The following is a 15821-nucleotide window of genomic DNA, read 5'->3' on the forward strand; positions in this document are numbered from 1 at the left end:
TATATTTGACGAAATAACATGCCATGCGCCACGTTTCGCGCCAACCGTGCTGAGGATGAGTATCCCCTGATGAAAATTGGCCTGTTCATTCCGTGTTATATCGACGCATTTTATCCCGATGCCGGGATTGCCACGCTGGAGCTGCTGGAAAAACTGGGGCAGGATGTCGAATATCCGCTGGACCAGACCTGCTGTGGCCAGCCCATGGGCAACTCCGGCTGCAACTCGGATGCCGCGGCGGCTGAAGCGCTGTTCGTGCGCAACTTCGCCAAATACGACAAGATCGTCATGCCTTCGGGCAGCTGCACGCACCATGTGCGTGACAATTTCGATGCGATTCCCCAGACGGATGAAGTCCGCCATGTGCGTGAAAATACCTACGAACTGGTGGAATTCCTGCACGATATCCTGAAGGTCGATGCCTTCCCCTGGGCCGAGTTCAACCACACCGTGGGCCTGCACAACAGCTGCGGCACCCTGCGCGCCCTGCGCACGGCCAGCATGTCGGAACTGGGTGAAAAGCCTTTCTCCAAGCCGATGGACCTGCTGAGCAAGGTCAAGGGCATCCGCTTCGCCACCCCCAGGCGGCCGGATGAATGCTGTGGGTTTGGCGGCACCTTCTCGGTCACGGAAGAGGCGGTGTCGGCCAGGATGGGCGTGGACAAGGTGCGCGACCACCATCAGGCAGGCGCGGAATACATCGTCTCGGCTGATTCATCGTGCATCATGCACCAGCAGGGCTGCGCCGAGCGCGCGGGCGTGCCGATCCGCTTCATTCACATCGCGCAGATCCTCAACGGAGCAGCTCAATGAGCAACAAGCCCGTCAATCACGCAAAGGCGGCGGAGCATTTTCTTGAGGATGCGCCCCACCTGCAGTTCCATGATGAACGCCTGTGGGACATGCGCCAGAAGCGCGATGCCCAGATGCACATCCTGCCCGAGTGGCAGGAACTGCGCGAGGAAGCCTCGCGCATCAAGGAACACACGCTCTCGCGCCTGCCCGAATACCTTGAGCAGTTCGAGACCAATGCCAAGAAGAACGGCATTCACGTGCACTGGGCGCGCGACGGGGCGGAGCATAACCGCATCGTGGGCGAGATCCTCAAGGCCCATAACGCACGCAACCTGATCAAGAGCAAGTCCATGGTCACCGAAGAGTGTGACATGCGGCCCTATCTTGCCAAACAGGGCGTGACGGTAACCGAGACCGACCTTGGCGAGCGCATCCAGCAGCTTGATGACCAGCTGCCCAGCCACATCGTGGTGCCGGCAGTGCACAAGCTGACGGCGGACGTGGCCAAGATCTTCGCCAAGGACTACCACACCGACCCCAACATCCGTGATCCGCACCTGCTTGCCGAAGCCCAGCGCCAGGCCGCCCGCCCCGTGATCCTGCACGCCGATGCAGGCATGACCGGCGGCAACTTCGTGGTGGCGGAAACCGGCACGTTTGTCGTGTGCACCAACGAAGGCAATGCCGACCTGAGTGCAACGGTTCCCAACCTGCACATCGCCACCATCGGCATCGAGCGCCTCGTGCCGCGCATGGCGGATATGGGCGTGTTCATCCGCCTGCTCTCGCGCAGCGCGCTCGGCTCACCCATCACCCAGTACACCACCCATTTCCGTGGCCCGCAGAAGGGTGGCGAGATGCATGTGGTGCTGGTTGATAACGGGCGTTCCGCACGCCTGGGCATGGAAGATTTCTGGACCTCGCTCAAATGCATCCGCTGCGGCGCGTGCATGAACACCTGCCCGGTCTATCGCCGCTCGGGCGGCTTGTCCTATGGGGCGGTGTATTCCGGCCCGATCGGCGCGATCATTGACCCGACCTTCAACGAGCGCAAATACAGCACCCTGCCCTATGCCTCCACGCTGAACGGCAGCTGCACCAATGTCTGCCCGGTCAAGATCAACATCCACGAGCAGCTTTACAAATGGCGCCGCGTGCTGGTGCAGCACCATGAAATGCCGTTCGTCAAGCGTGAGATCATGCACATGGCGGGCAAGCTGATGGGCCAGCCCAAGATGTACCGTGCCGCCATCAAGGCCACCGAGGTCTCGCTCAGCACCATGCCGCGCTTCGTGCTCTATAACTGGCTCAACCCGTGGGGCAAGCACCGCGAGAACCCGCATCCGGTCAAGCAGACCTTCAATGACTGGTATCGCAAGAACCGCGAGACCGCCAAGCCCGCCGCCGCACCGGAGACCAAGAAATGACCGCCGCACGCGACGAGATCCTGCAGGCCCTGCGCAATAACCGCCCCACGCCGGAAAATCATCCGCTGCCGCCGGTTGCCACCCTTGGCGACCTCGATGCCAGCCGCGAGCGCTTCATCACCAGCCTCAAGATCCTGGGTGGCGACGTGCTTGAGCCGGTGGAGGGTGAAACGCTGGATCAGGCCATCCTGCGCCGCCACCCCGATGCCAAGGTGATCTGCTCAAACGTGCCCGAGGCAAAAGGCACGCTGCCGGTCGAGAAGGTCAAGACCCCGCAGGATGCCGCCACCATTGACGTAACGGTGGTGCGCTCGCCCTTCGGCATTGCGGAAATGGGCTCGATCTTTCTGAGCGAGGCCGAACTGCCGATCAATTCGTTTGCCCATCTTGGCCAGCATATCGTGGTGCTGCTGTCAGTTGATCAGCTGACTGCCAACATGCACACCGCCTATCAGGAGCGGCCCGAATTCAAGACCGCCAATTACGGCGTGCTGATGAGCGGCCCCTCCGCCACGGCGGATATTCAGGGCGTGCTGATCCGTGGCGCACAGGGCGTGCGTTCACTTTCGGTCTGGTTTACCTGACCGCAAAAACGGCTCCTTCCTCACGGGAAGGGGCCGGACATCAAAAGATCAGACAGCCTTTTTCAGGTTCGGGCTGGCCTTGAAGCGCACCGTCTTGCCTGCCTTGACCTTGACCGGCTCGCCCGTGCGCGGGTTGAGCGCCTTGCGGGCCTTGGTCTTCTTGACCGTAAACGTGCCAAAAGACGGCAGGGTAAAACCACCCTCGCGCTTCAGTTCCTTGACAATGGCGGCAATCAGGTCAGATGCGGCCTGATTGGCCGCAACGCCAGTGCAATCGATCGAATCCTGAATGACGGCTGCAATGAAGGCCTTACTCATCGGAACTGCCTACTCCTTCCGGGCTGGAAATGAATTTCGTAAATATCCTGTGCCTGTCTTGAAAAACAGGCCAGTCGCCCCACCGGGCCGGACGGTCGCGGCTTGTAACCTGATGACTGAGGTTAGACCAGCAATTTTTTGTTATCACATGAAAATTATCGCTGATTTGTGCAGCAATAACCGACTGAATTCATAAAATGGCAGTCGTGGTCACCGATATGTTCCAGCATGGAGACTTTGTATCGATGAAGCATCATTAATCGTTTTCTTTGAATCAACTCATTGATAAAAAACGATAAAAATTTATGAAAATTTTCTTTTTTTAAAAAACCATGTTGTCTGAAGCTTTTTTGAAAAAAGCTTTACCAAAAAACTTCCTTTAATTTGCATGAGCGCTCATCAGCAGGCTGTTCTGGCCACCTTCCGCGCTCGTGCAGGCTGGTTGAGGGGCGATTCCGCCCCCCGGTGTCAGCTTTTGAAATTCTGCGCCTTAAGGTCGGTCACACCCACGAAGGTGATCTTGGTCTGGTCATCAAGGCTTACGGTTGTATTGCCCCCGCCAACGGTGGCCTGATCGAGCATGGACTGGATGGAAGCCGGAGTCGCATCATAGCCGGACAGGAGAATGGCGTTACCGGCCGACTTGCCAAAATCCTGGATGATGTCGGTGCCGCTATTCTTGCCCTTGATGAATTCGAATTCGGTCGCACCCTTGCCGCCCGCAAGCGTATCGTTGCCCATGCCGCCAACAAGCGTGCTGCTGCCCGCACCACCCACAAGCGAATCATTGCCCCTGCCCGCCACGGCATAGACACTGCCCGCTGCGCCACCGTTGAGCGTTTCGTTGCCGCTACCGGCATAATACGTGGTCGTGCCGCTGGTGACGGCAGTCAGGTCCAGCCCCGCCGCACCAAAAATGGTGGCCTTGGCGCCAGTTACGGTATCCGACACGGGCATGGACGACGCGCCGCTGATGAAGGTCAGCGTGCCCCCCACACTGACGCTGCTCTGGTCCACGCCGACCAGCGTGGCGGACTGGCTGGCTGAAATCGTGTCCTGCATGCCACCCGATACCGTCAGCCCGTGGCTGGCGTTGATCGTGCTGTCGCTCAGTTCGCTCACATTTAGCGAAGTACCGCCGTTGATGGTGTCATCCATACCACCTGTGATGGAGACGGTGGCGTTGCCCGACCCGCTGTTGAAAAAACCATCGGCATTCGTGGTATTGACCGTATCAAACTGGATATCCTGCACCACGACGCCATTGTACACATCGAGCGTGCTTCCATCGCCGTCGAACTGCGTGGGGGCACTGCCTTCCGGGCCGGGAGCCGTCCAGTCGCCTGTCACGGTAGGGGTGCTGTCATAGGCAAAGATGGTGTCCGTGCCGCCCAGGGTGTGGATGACATCCTGCCCCTTTCCGCTAAGGAAGAACGTGTCGCCCGCAGCGGCATAATAATTTACATTGCCCGACCCGCCCGCGTAGACCACCGTGCCCGCATCGCCATCCATCACATTGGTCGCATCGGATCCGCCCCGGATGTTGATCGACTGGTCGAGCACGCTGCCGGTCTTGCTGCCGATCTCGATCGTTCTGGCCGAGGCATCATAGGTGCCCGCTCCGGCCAACGTTTCGATACTGCCGCCTGAAGCCTCCTTGAGTGCCCCGTCAATGGCAACCACGCCCACGGCCTGGTCTGCCAGCGCCGCCCCCCATGCGGGGTTGCTGCTATCCCCTTCCAGCGCGGTGATTTCGTTCCTGGAGATCCCTTCATTAATGGCATTCAGCATATTCTGGGCATTCTGCGCCGCATTCTGCTGCAGGTCCTGCATCTGCGCAGTCGTGTCCTGATTAAGCCCCAGCGTGAGCCCGGTGGCACCGGCTACGGTCACGTATCCCATTCATTCCGTTCCTTGTCTCACGGCGGCAGGAACCGACCTCGCCGCAGATGATCCGCTGCCCCTTCCCTGCCGGTAGCCGGAGGAAGCATTCTTTCAGGACCGTATTTGTCAGGAATGGGTTAAGAAATTCGGAATCAAGATTGATCTGGATCAATCTTTTGGTACGCGCCGCTCCAGTTCTTCCAGCCACAGGCGGGCATTGCCATCCGAGGGCGCGCGCCAGTCACCGCGCGGCGACAGCGCGCCCCCGGCCACCACCTTCGGCCCGTTGGGCATGGCCGAGCGCTTGAACTGGCTGAAACCAAAGAAACGGTTGAGGAATACCCCCAGCCAGTGGCGTATTTCCGCCAATGTGTAAGCCCGCCTGTCATGCGCCGGAAAGCCGGGGGGCCAGTCCCCGCTCGTTGCATCGCCCCAGGCATGCAGCGCCATGAACGCGATTTTTGAAGGACGGAACCCATAGCGCAGCACATGAAACAGGGTGAAATCCTGCAACGCGTAGGGTCCGATCAGCGATTCCGTGCTCTGCACCGCCTGCGTTGCGGTGGCGGGCACCAGTTCGGGCGAGATCTCGGTGCACAGAATGGCCTCGAGCACCGTGCAGGTGCGTGCCTGCTCGCGGCCGCTGCCCATGACCCAGCGGATCAGGTGCTGGATCAGGGTCTTGGGCAGCCCGGCATTGACGTTGTAATGCGCCATCTGGTCGCCCACGCCATAGGTGCACCACCCCAGCGCCAGCTCTGACAGGTCGCCCGTGCCGATCACGATCCCGCCCGACTGGTTGGCCAGCCGGAACAGGAAATCGGTGCGCAGGCCCGCCTGCACGTTCTCGAATGTCACGTCATACACCGCCTCCCCCGCGGCGAAGGGGTGGCCCATCTGCTCTAGCATGAGGCGGGCTGCGGGGCGGATGTCGATCTCGCGCGCCTGCACGCCAAGAGCAGCCATGAGTTCATGCGCGTTGTCGCGCGTGGCCCCCGTCGTGCCAAAACCGGGCATGGTGTAGCCCAGCACCGCCTGCCGCCCCAGCCCGCATTCCTCTGCCGCGCGGGCGGCGACGAGCAGCGCATGGGTGGAATCCAGCCCCCCCGATACGCCAATGACCAGCGTTTTGGCGCGCGAGGCCAGCAGGCGGCGCTTGAGTGCAGTGACCTGAATGGTAAACGCCTCGTAGCAGTCCTGATCGAGCAGCGCGGGATCACTGGGCACAAAGGGGAAGCGTGGAATGTCGCGGCGCAGCCCCATATCCGTTTCAGGCGGGGTGATGGCCAGGTCAATGCGCCGCCACGTGCCCGCCGCGCTCTGGGCGCGATTATCGGCAAAGGTGCCCATGCGCAGGCGTTCCTGGCGCAGCAGGTCCAGGTCAACATCGGCCATGAGCGTGACCTGCCCCGAGGGGAAACGCCTGCTTTGCGCCAGTGTCACGCCATTTTCAAAAATCGAGGTCTGGCCATCCCATGCCACGTCGGTGGTGGATTCGCCCTCGCCCGCCGCCGCATAGACATAGGCGCACAGGCAGCGCGCCGAATGCGACTGGCACAGCAGCGTGCGCGTGCGCGCCTTGCCCACGGTAATGTTGCTGGCTGAAAGATTGGCAATGACCGTGGCCCCGGCCAGGGCAGCATCGACGCCCGGGGGGTGCGGCACCCACATGTCCTCGCAGATCTCGGCGGCCACGACCAGCCCCTGCACCGCAGGCGCATGGAACAGGAGATCGGTGCCAAACGGCACGGCCTCGCCGCCCAGGGTGACCATGCCACCGCGCAGCCCCGCGCCGGGGGCGAACTGACGCGCCTCGTAAAACTCGCGGTAATCGGGCAGGTAGGATTTGGGCACCACGCCAACCACGCGCCCGTCATGCAGGGCAACGGCGCAGTTATACAACGCATCGCCCACGGCCAGCGGCGCGCCGACAAGCACCAGCGGCAGCAGGCCTGCCGTCTGCCCGGCCAGCCAGCCAATCGCCTCGTGCACGCCATCGAGCAGCACATCCTGCTGGCGCAGGTCATCAATGGCGTAGCCCGACAGCCCGAGTTCGGGAAATACGGACAGCACCGCCCCGGCCTCGTGGCAGGCCCGGATGGCCTGTAATGTGTGGCGGGCATTTTCCATCGGGTCAGCCAGGACAACGGGCAGCGTGCAGGCCGCCACCCGGGCAAAACCATGGTGGTACAGGCTATGAAAACCTGCCGTGTCCGTGCCGTCTTTCATGGGCTGCCTCCCGCCTGATCTGCGCGAAACCCCGCTCGGGTCGCGACCGCGCCGGGGCCAAAATAACGTATTGCGATGAACCCGTCGCCCTCTGGCGCATTGTTAAAGGGCGGATGTCATGCCCGCGTCTGTCACAACATCGATCGGAAGGAACCGGATCATGGACCTGTTACGCTGGACCATCACATTCCTTGTTCTCGCCCTGATCGCCGCGGTTTTTGGCTTCGGCGGCATTTCGGACACGTTTGCCTATTTCGGCAAGGTGCTCTTCTTCATCTTCATCGTGCTGTTCATCCTTGGATTGTTTTTCGGCCGCGGCCGCGGAACTTCGCCCTGATCCGTAACCCCCGGCGCACGACAGGGATCAGCGCCAGCGCGTAGATCCCGCCCAGCGCCGCCATGGAAAGCGGCACGCCGGGCACAAGATAGGTTGCCGCATCGCACGGCTTGGCCGGGCGGCGCGGCATGGACGCCAGACGCTGCGCGAAACTGCCGCCATGAAACGTGGGCGCGCGGCATTCGGGCAGCGGACTGGGCCACCAGCCCTGCTCCACCCCTACATGCAGCCCGCCAAGAAAAGCTGCCACCAGCAGCACCGGCATGCAAAGCCATAACGCGCCGCGCGCCGCATCACGCGGCAGCACGAGGCCAAGCAGCCCCAGCCCCGCCAGCACCCGATAGGGCCAGCGCTCCCACAGGCACAGCCCGCAGGGCACATGGCCCAGCGTGTATTCACTCCACCAGGCCACGCCAAGGGCGGCGCACCCGGCCAGTACCATCAATAAAGCAGTTGAACGCATGGGCGGTTACGACCGCCCCGCAACAGGTGCCGCCTCAAGTGCCTGCAGGAAATCAGCCGCCCAGCTGATGGCCGTGGTGCTGCTGACTTCCTGCTCCAGCGCCTGCCAGCGCGTGCGCCGCTCCGCCAGCCCCATGGTCAGGGCGGCATGCAGGGCATCGGCAATCTCATCGGGATCATAGGGATTGACCAGAATGCCCTCATCCATTTCCGGCGCGGCGCCAGCAAAATGCGACAGGATCAGCACGCCCGGATTGTCCGGGTTCTGGGCGGCCACGTATTCCTTGGCCACGAGGTTCATGCCATCGCGCAGCGGCGTGATCAGGGCGGCTTCGGACCGGCGGTAGAACCCGGCCAGCACCTCACGCGGGAGCGGACGGGTGATGTAGCGGATCGGCGTCCAGTCAAACTCGGAATAGGCGCCATTGATCCGCCCGGTCAGCTCATCAAGCTGGCGGCGCAACTGGCGGTATTCCTCCACGCTGCCGCGCGAGATGGGGGCCACCTGCAGGAACGTGACCTTGCCACGATGCTCGGGGTAGCGCGCCAGAAGCGCCTCATAGCCACGAAACCGCTCGGGCAGGCCCTTGGAATAATCCAGCCGGTCCACGCCCAGCACCAGCTTCGCGCCGCGCAGGCTGCCTTCAAGCCGCTCGACCTCCGGGCCTTCCATGCTCTTTTCAGCCTGTGCGCGGAACTCATCGGGGTCGATGCCGATGGGGAAGGCCTGGCCCCGCGCATCAAGACCATTGGCCTGAAGGGAATGGTTGAGGTTCTCGGCATCCTCTGGCGTCTGCACGCCAATCAGGTCGTAGCTCTGCATATCCTCAAGCAGCAGGTCAGCACCGGGCAGCGAGCGCACGAGGCTCCATGGCGGGAACGGAATATGCAGGAAGAAGCCGATGCGGCACTTCACCCCAAGGTCACGCAACGCCTGCCCAAGCGGGAACAGGTGGTAGTCATGCACCCAGATCGTGTCATCAGGCTTGAGCAGGGGCAGCAGCGTGCGGGCGAACATGGCGTTGACCGCCAGATACGTCTTCCAGTCCGTGCGGGAATAGTTCATCAGCCCGACGCGGTAATGGAACAGCGGCCACAGGATGCCGTTGGAGAAATTCTGATAGAACCCCTCATATTGCAGCGGGGTCAGGTCAATGGTGGCGTAGGTGACGTTATCAACCTTGTCGAGCCGGGGCACCGGGTCGCCGCCATGTAGCTGCACCTGCTTGCCCGACCAGCCGAACCACAGCGATTCCCCCTCGCGCAGGGCATCTTTCAGCCCTACCGCCAGGCCGCCCGCGGGCTGGCTGCGCTCACGCGGGGAAGGCACGCGGTTGGATACGATTATCAGCCGCCCCATGCGCCATCGCCCCCCTGCGCCAACTGGGCCAGCCATGCACGGAAAGCCGCCGGATCAGGGAAATCATTGGGAATGCGAAAACCCACGCCTCCAAGCCTGACCGCTTCACGCATGCCATCCTCATCGGTCACGTCATCACCCACGAAAATGGGCAGCCGGCCTGCAAACGGCGCGCTCTGCATCACCGCTTCGACCGCATGGCCCTTGTCGATGCCAGCGGGGCGGATTTCCCACGCCATCTTGGCGGCCTGCACATGAAATGCGCCACTGGTGGCCTTAACCCATTCATCCGCGATCCGACCCAGAGCCGGGCCCGCATCGGGCGCGCCACGATAATGCAGCACCAGCCCCGCCTTCTTGTGTTCGATCCGCACGCCGGGGTGGGAGGCGGCCAGCTTCTCCGCCTCATCAATCCATGCCCGGGGCACTGGCGGCAGTGCCGCGCGCTCGATGGGCTGGCCCGGCGCATGACGGATGGCGATGCCATGCTCGCCCGCCACGGCATAAGGCACATCAGGCAGGAAATGGTCGATCTGCTCAATGGGGCGGCCCGAGATGACCGCGAGCGCATTGCCGCATTTATCGCGCAGGCGGCGCAGGGTATCGCGCAGGCCGGGCGCCACGACCACGGATTCGGGCGTGGGTGCGATATCCACCAGCGTGCCGTCAAAGTCCAGAAGGAAGGCCGCCCGCGCGGGAGGCGGCAGCCGATCGAGCGAAGGGAGGGAGGGTGTCTTGCTCATGGTAGGTCTAGCCTCTGGCAAAGCTGGATAATACGCAAGCCCACAAGCGTGCTGTCAGGGCTGCAGCATTTATACGACACAAATTAAATAATTTTCTAATGCAACATCAGGGGGGCTGCCCCTTCATCAGCAGGTTCGGGCGGCATGGCGGGCATCGGTGGTGAAACCGGCTGCGGCGCGGCCTGGGGCGCGATGGGCGCGGCATTCCCCCCACCCGCTTCAGGCGGTGCGGGCTGGCCATCAGGCGTGGTCATGGCGGGTGCGGTCGCCGCAGGCGCGGCGACAGTGGCGAGTGGCGGCGGAGTGGGCGCGACATTGTCACCCGCGCAACCGACAAGCTGCACATCATAAAGCGGATTCTGGAACACGCCGGTCGCGGGCTCGGCTACCGCCATCCAGCCCTGAAAGGCGGCCATGCCCTCATGCGCGTCGTGCACGTCCAGCCACGCGGCGCTATCGGCTGGCAGGGTGGCGGGGCGCTGCAGGCATGACGTGGCGCGCAGGGTCAGGCTTTTATAGGGCATGTCCTGGCCTACGGGCACGTTGAGCAGTTCGGTATGGGCATCAAGCTTGTCGAGCACGCGCACCACCGCAACCGTGCGCCCCTGCCACGTATCGGGCGGGTACATGGCAGGTGGCGACAGCCATTCGGTGGCGTGGGCAAGGCCCGGCAGGCCAGCAAGCAGCAGGGCGGGCAGGCAGCGGAGCGCGCGCCTCATGCGTGGGGGCTCCGCAGGGTGTTGATTACATCGATCAGGATCTGGCGCATGGCCGCCTCATCCACGCCCATCAGCACGGCATCCTCGAACGCATCTTGCAAGATACCCTGCACTTCCGCATGATTTTCCTGCAGGACCAGCAGTTTGTCGCGGCATGAAACCGGCGTGCCATCGCGCTGCGGCCACATGGCGGGCTGGGTGCTCCCATCACTCATGGCGCGTCTCCGCCCGGCGCAGGGGGCGTGGCCTGGCTGGCCTTGTCCTGCCGGGCCTTGGTCAGCGTATCGGTTACCGAGAAAATGAATTTGCTGAGCAGTTGCTCAAGGCTGATCGCGCCCTGGGTCTCGCCAATCGTGCCACCGGGGGCGAGCATCTTGTCATCGCCGCCGGGCGAGAGGGCGATGTATTTGCCGCCAAGCAGGCTGTCGCTGGTAATGATGGCCGCCGTATCATCAGGCAGCCTGATGTCGGGGCGCACGGTAAAGGTGACCTGTGCGGCATAGGTTTTGGGGTCGACGCGCTCATCGACCACCTGCCCCACCGTAATGCCCGCAAGCCTGACATCCGACCCGATGGACAGGCCATCAATATGGGCGAACCCGGCATTGAGCCGGTAGCCGGTTTCATGCGGACGGCCCTTGTCGAGCACGGCATAGGCCAGCAGCCCCGCAAGCCCTGCAAGCACGGCAAACCCGGCAAGAAGTTCCGCTGGCTGACGGCCCGCGCGCCCTGAAACAGCAGCAACCATGGTGGCAAAGCTTCCCCAATATCCAATGGCGCACACCCTAGCAGGTTACGCCACGGGTTTCATCCCTCGGGGTACCATGCCTCATAATCACTGGTGGTTGAAGCCCGCTGGCCACCCCGGCAGTCGCTGCCGGGCGGATGATAGGCCCCCACTGTTCCGGTCTGGTTGGGCTGCCAGGGCTGCTGCCACGGCTGGCGCGCGCTTTCGGGCAGGGGGGCGGCCTCCATGTGGTGCAGCCAGCCCCACCATTCGGACGGCACGGCGGATGCGTCCTCGCCCTTATGATAGATGACCCAGCGCTCGTGGCGCTTTTCCCCGCCGCCGGTGCGGTTGGGGGTGCGGGCCTCATAATAACAGCGGCCATCGGCATCCTTGCCGACCAGCCGCCCCCTGAAGCGGGTATAGATACGGGTGCCTAGATTTGCCATGCCGCAAGCCTAATCCGCCAGCAACCGTATGGTCCACGCGCATCTGCGCGCGCGCCCGTCACATCTGCGGGATCAGCGTGGAGAGGATCAGCGCAGGGAGTGCATTGCGGCTGCCAGCACTTTCAGGGACGCCGCCTTTTTGAAAACGGCGGCCACCCGGCAACCCTTATTGGCAAGGCGCACGGAGCACCCGCCTCACGGCGCGGTGATGAGGGTGGATGCGCCTTGTGCACAGTTATCCCCCATATCCACTGTATTCAGGGGCATGTATAGTTGCGACTCCGTTGTAAGCGGGTTCCGCTGGTGTGCGACCGACCGGTAAACAGGAAGCATGACAGCACGAAGCCACTGGAACGGCGTGCGTATGCGTACCGTTGAAGCCGCAGCGGACCCAGACGACGCGCCGCGTTCCGTAACCCTGCCCGCCGACTGGGATGACACGGCAGCCGAGGCCGTGGCCCGGCTGGCCCCCGGTCATGGCCCCGCCAACCTGCCCGAACTCGCGGCGCGATGGATCGATGACCTGTGCGCGGGCGAGGTGTCCGGCCCGGTCATTGGCCCGGTCGCGCGTGCGCTGTCGTGCCTGCTGCTCATGCGCCAGGCCGCGCCCACCGAAAGCCTGTGGCATGGCCACCATGACCGCAGGCCCGCCTTCGTGATCAACCTCGCCGCCTTTGTCGAGGCCGATAACAGCTTCATGGCGCGCGACTTCGTAGCCGCCCTGCGCCTGCTTGCCCGCGTGCTGCGCACCCTTGCGCACCAGAAGCTGCACATGCGCAATGGCGAACTGCCCCTGCCCGAGCCCGCGGGCGGGCCGGTGGCCCACCTGCGCGCCGTGGCCCCGCCCACTGCCAGCGAAAGCCATGAACGCCCCCCCGTTGCGGGGGCGCTGCTGCTGACCAACCTCGATGCGTGTCTGGCCGGGCTGGGGCTCGATTATGACAGTGAGGCCGGGCGCGACGCGGCGTGCAGCATCGTGGCGCTGGCCACCCTTGTAGCCCATGCGGGCGAAGGGGCGGACGCCATGCCGCTGCCCCCCGTGCGCAGCATCCTGCCCGGCGTGAGCCAGATCGCGCGCAGCGTGTGGCAGGAAGCGGCGGTCGAGACCGACCAGCCCGCCGCCCGTGTCGAGACCGGCTTTTCAACCCCTGGCCCCATCGATGCGCTGCTGGGCGTGGAAGCGTGCGGACTGGCCCCCGTCTTTTCCCCGCTGCGCGCTGACGGGCGGCTGGCCATGAGCACGCTGGCCCGCCTGGCCAGCCGGGGCCTGACGCTGGAGGCCGCCTTTGCCGCAACCCTGGCGGGCGAGAGCGTGCTGCCCCTGCCGGGTGCGGTATCGCATCAGGCCATGCACCGTGCGCTCAGTGGCTTTGTGGACCGCGTGCCCGCACGCCCTGACGCCACGCGCGACACGCTGGCCACCCGCGCGGGGCTGGAGCGCGGCGTGCGCCGCCACCTGCCCGCCCGCCATGGCGGCTTTACGCAGAAGACCCGCATCGGCGGCCACCGCCTGTTCCTGCGCACGGGGGAATATGCCGATGGCTCGCTGGGCGAGATCAGCCTGACCCCCACGCGTGAAAGCCCCATGGTGCGCGGCCTGATGGACACGCTGGGCCAGGCCGTGAGCATTGGCCTGCAATACGGCGCGCCGCTGGAAAGCTACGTGGAGGCCTTTGCCTACACACAGTTCGGCCCCGCCGGCACGGTAGAGGGCGACCCGGTTGCATCCTACGCCACATCCATGCTCGACTACGCCTTCCGTGCCCTGTCAGATGCCTATCTGGGCCGCAGGCTACCCGATGCCCCGCATGAGGACGCACTGGCCGAAAGCCCCGCCCCCATGCTGCCGCTCGACCTGCCCGGCTCCGGCAATGACGATGGCGATGACACGCCCCCCCGGCGGCGCGGGCTGCGGCTGGTCGGATAACCCGGCGCAGCACCCCGCCGCCTGAATGTAAGGATTGTTGCCCATGCCCGATACAACACCCGAACAGCGCCTCAGGCAGCTTGGCATCGTGCTGCCCACGCCTGCAACGCCCGTGGCCAATTACGTGGGCACCGTCATCAGCGGCTCCTCGCTGGTGGTGTCCGGCCAGTTGCCGCTGGTTGATGGCAAGCTGCTGACCACCGGCAAGCTCGGCGGCACCGTGGCGGTGGAACTGGCGGTGGAAGCCGCACGCTACAGCATGATCAACGTGATCGCGCAGGTTAAGGCCGCCCTTGGCGACCTCTCGCGCGTCAAGCGCGTGGTGCGGCTGGGCGGGTTCATTGCCTGCACGCCCGACTTCACGCAGCATGCCGCTGTCATGAACGGGGCCTCCGACCTGGCGGTGGCCGTGTTTGGTGATGCAGGCCGCCATGCGCGCTCGACCGTGGGCGTGCCCTCGCTGCCGCTCGACTCCGCTGTCGAGGTCGAGGGCCTGTTCGAAATCGGCTGATGTAACCGCCACGCATAACAAAGGGAGCCTGTCATGACCGCACCGCCCCGCACAGCCTGCACCAAGGCGCAGGCGTCATGACCGGCACCACCATGACCCTGCACCGCCGGATTGCCGAAATCCCGGCGGCGCAGTGGGATGGCTGCGCGGGCGATGAAAACCCGTTTGTCAGCCACGCCTTCCTCTCCGCTCTTGAAGACAGCGGCTCCACCGGCCCCCAGACCGGCTGGATGCCCCAGCACCTCGCCCTGCGCGATGGTGAAGGCCGCCTGCTGGCAGTCGCCCCGCTTTACGCCAAGGGCCATTCCTTTGGTGAATACGTGTTCGACCACGCCTGGGCCCGCGCCTTTGAGCAGACGGGCGGGCAGTATTACCCCAAATTGCAGGTGGCCGTGCCGTTCTCGCCCGTGCCGGGGCCGCGCCTGCTCGTTCACCCCACCGCGCCTGATGCCGACAGCCTGCGCCTGCTGGCGGGCCGCGCGCTGCGACAGGCCTGTGGGGAGATGGGGCTTTCCTCCGTGCATGTCACTTTCTGCACCACGCATGAATATGAACTGCTGGGCGAAGGCGGCTGGCTGCAGCGCCTTGGCGTGCAGTATCACTGGGATAATCAGGACTACACCAGCTTTGACGATTTTCTGGGCATGCTCGCCTCACGCAAGCGCAAGGCCATAAGGCGCGAGCGGCGTGACGCCAATGCCTGCGGGCTGAGCTTCCATACCTATCGCGGCGCAGAGATTACCGAGGCGCTGTGGCAGGATTTCCATCACTTTTACCTTTCCACCGTAGATCGCAAATGGGGCAGCGCCTATCTGCAACCTGCCTTCTTCCCGCTGCTGTCCGAACGGCTGGGCGACAAAGTCGTGCTGATGATTGCCAGGCAGGACGGCGTGCCGGTGGCGGGCGCGCTCAACCTGATGGGGCGCGATACGCTGTATGGCCGCAACTGGGGGCGGCGCGATGGCGACTGGCCGTTCCTGCACTTCGAGCTGTGCTATTACCGCGCCATCGACTTCGCCATCGCCCACGGGCTGAAACGGGTGGAGGCAGGCGCACAGGGCGAGCACAAGCTGCAACGTGGCTACCGCCCGTGCCTGACCCATTCCGCCCACTGGATCAGCCACCCCGGCCTGCGCGAGGCCGTGGCCGAATTCCTGCAACACGAGCGCGCGGCCATACGGGCCGAACTCCCTGCCCTCGATTCCATGACCCCTTACCGCGCGGAGGAATAGGTCCGGAATTCGGTTAAACGTTTTTGGAAAAAGGCGGCATCCAGGAACTGCTGTTTTCTGAAGCAGGACAGCACGATGATGCAGGTCATGCCGCAGGCGCCGCTGCCATGCTAGCCT

17 protein-coding genes are annotated in these 15821 nt (G+C 63.9%); 7 read left to right on the top strand and 10 right to left on the bottom strand.

Annotated features, from left to right (window positions below):
• Positions 1-69 precede the first annotated feature (69 nt).
• The 3 genes from R5N89_RS12105 to R5N89_RS12115 are packed head-to-tail and all read left to right on the top strand — an operon-like array spanning position 70 to position 2806.
• A complete protein-coding gene (locus R5N89_RS12105; protein WP_110569936.1) occupies positions 70-813 on the top strand; it encodes a (Fe-S)-binding protein in 744 nt (247 codons plus the stop codon).
• On the top strand, positions 810-2222 hold the full coding sequence (locus R5N89_RS12110; RefSeq protein ID WP_110569914.1) for a lactate utilization protein B: 1413 nt from the start codon (positions 810-812) through the stop codon (positions 2220-2222). The genes R5N89_RS12105 and R5N89_RS12110 overlap by 4 nt, the downstream gene beginning before the upstream one ends.
• Positions 2219-2806, top strand: coding sequence for an LUD domain-containing protein (locus tag R5N89_RS12115; protein WP_110569915.1), 588 nt, complete (start codon positions 2219-2221; stop codon positions 2804-2806). Before R5N89_RS12110 ends, R5N89_RS12115 begins: the two co-directional genes overlap by 4 nt.
• Positions 2807-2854: 48 nt before the next feature.
• Here the strand turns inward: R5N89_RS12115 and R5N89_RS12120 are convergent, their stop codons facing one another.
• The 3 genes from R5N89_RS12120 to R5N89_RS12130 form a co-directional block, all read right to left on the bottom strand.
• Positions 2855-3124, bottom strand: coding sequence for an HU family DNA-binding protein (locus tag R5N89_RS12120; RefSeq protein ID WP_010514654.1), 270 nt, complete (start codon positions 3122-3124; stop codon positions 2855-2857).
• A 468-nt stretch (positions 3125-3592) separates the two neighbouring features.
• Entirely contained in the window at positions 3593-5026 is a 1434-nt protein-coding gene (locus R5N89_RS12125; RefSeq protein ID WP_110569916.1) for a hypothetical protein, read from the bottom strand.
• Between the two features lie 150 nt (positions 5027-5176).
• Positions 5177-7237 (bottom strand): NAD(+) synthase, encoded by a 2061-nt coding sequence (locus R5N89_RS12130; RefSeq protein ID WP_110569917.1) that lies wholly within the window; start codon positions 7235-7237, stop codon positions 5177-5179.
• 160 nt (positions 7238-7397) lie between these two features.
• Between R5N89_RS12130 and R5N89_RS12135 the strand changes: the two genes are divergently transcribed.
• Positions 7398-7574, top strand: a complete 177-nt coding sequence (locus R5N89_RS12135; protein WP_078526178.1) for a DUF1328 domain-containing protein — start codon at positions 7398-7400, stop codon at positions 7572-7574.
• On the opposite strand, the gene R5N89_RS12140 is transcribed toward R5N89_RS12135, so the two are convergent.
• The 7 genes from R5N89_RS12140 to R5N89_RS12170 all read right to left on the bottom strand — a co-directional run bounded on the left by R5N89_RS12140 (position 7528) and on the right by R5N89_RS12170 (position 12034).
• Complete coding sequence (locus R5N89_RS12140) at positions 7528-8016, bottom strand: disulfide bond formation protein B (protein WP_244192259.1); 489 nt, start codon at positions 8014-8016, stop codon at positions 7528-7530. The two genes, R5N89_RS12135 and R5N89_RS12140, sit on opposite strands and share 47 nt — an antisense overlap.
• A gap of 27 nt (positions 8017-8043) precedes the next feature.
• The gene (locus R5N89_RS12145) at positions 8044-9396 is read right to left on the bottom strand and encodes a trehalose-6-phosphate synthase (protein WP_110569919.1); all 1353 of its coding nucleotides are present in this window, start codon (positions 9394-9396) and stop codon (positions 8044-8046) included.
• Positions 9384-10139: a trehalose-phosphatase gene (gene otsB / locus R5N89_RS12150; protein WP_110569920.1), complete on the bottom strand. Its 756-nt coding sequence runs from the start codon at positions 10137-10139 to the stop codon at positions 9384-9386. The genes R5N89_RS12145 and otsB overlap by 13 nt, the downstream gene beginning before the upstream one ends.
• Before the next feature lie 95 nt (positions 10140-10234).
• Positions 10235-10858 carry a DUF2155 domain-containing protein gene (locus R5N89_RS12155; protein WP_110569921.1) on the bottom strand — a complete coding sequence of 208 codons (624 nt, stop codon included), beginning with the start codon at positions 10856-10858 and terminating at the stop codon, positions 10235-10237.
• A complete protein-coding gene (locus R5N89_RS12160) occupies positions 10855-11073 on the bottom strand; it encodes a hypothetical protein (protein WP_110569922.1) in 219 nt (72 codons plus the stop codon). The genes R5N89_RS12155 and R5N89_RS12160 overlap by 4 nt, the downstream gene beginning before the upstream one ends.
• Complete coding sequence (gene mlaD / locus R5N89_RS12165; protein ID WP_110569923.1) at positions 11070-11606, bottom strand: outer membrane lipid asymmetry maintenance protein MlaD; 537 nt, start codon at positions 11604-11606, stop codon at positions 11070-11072. The genes R5N89_RS12160 and mlaD overlap by 4 nt, the downstream gene beginning before the upstream one ends.
• A gap of 59 nt (positions 11607-11665) precedes the next feature.
• Positions 11666-12034: an NADH-ubiquinone oxidoreductase subunit NDUFA12 family protein gene (locus tag R5N89_RS12170; protein WP_110569924.1), complete on the bottom strand. Its 369-nt coding sequence runs from the start codon at positions 12032-12034 to the stop codon at positions 11666-11668.
• Positions 12035-12398: 364 nt separating this feature from the next.
• Between R5N89_RS12170 and R5N89_RS12175 the strand changes: the two genes are divergently transcribed.
• The 3 genes from R5N89_RS12175 to R5N89_RS12185 all read left to right on the top strand — a co-directional run bounded on the left by R5N89_RS12175 (position 12399) and on the right by R5N89_RS12185 (position 15704).
• Entirely contained in the window at positions 12399-13961 is a 1563-nt protein-coding gene (locus tag R5N89_RS12175) for a vitamin B12-dependent ribonucleotide reductase (protein ID WP_208624718.1), read from the top strand.
• Positions 13962-14004: 43 nt separating this feature from the next.
• Positions 14005-14472: a RidA family protein gene (locus tag R5N89_RS12180; protein ID WP_110569926.1), complete on the top strand. Its 468-nt coding sequence runs from the start codon at positions 14005-14007 to the stop codon at positions 14470-14472.
• A 77-nt stretch (positions 14473-14549) separates the two neighbouring features.
• Complete coding sequence (locus R5N89_RS12185; protein ID WP_167400898.1) at positions 14550-15704, top strand: GNAT family N-acetyltransferase; 1155 nt, start codon at positions 14550-14552, stop codon at positions 15702-15704.
• Positions 15705-15821 lie beyond the last annotated feature (117 nt).

This window comes from Komagataeibacter sucrofermentans DSM 15973, assembly GCF_040581405.1.
Taxonomy (GTDB): Bacteria; Pseudomonadota; Alphaproteobacteria; order Acetobacterales; family Acetobacteraceae; genus Komagataeibacter; species Komagataeibacter sucrofermentans.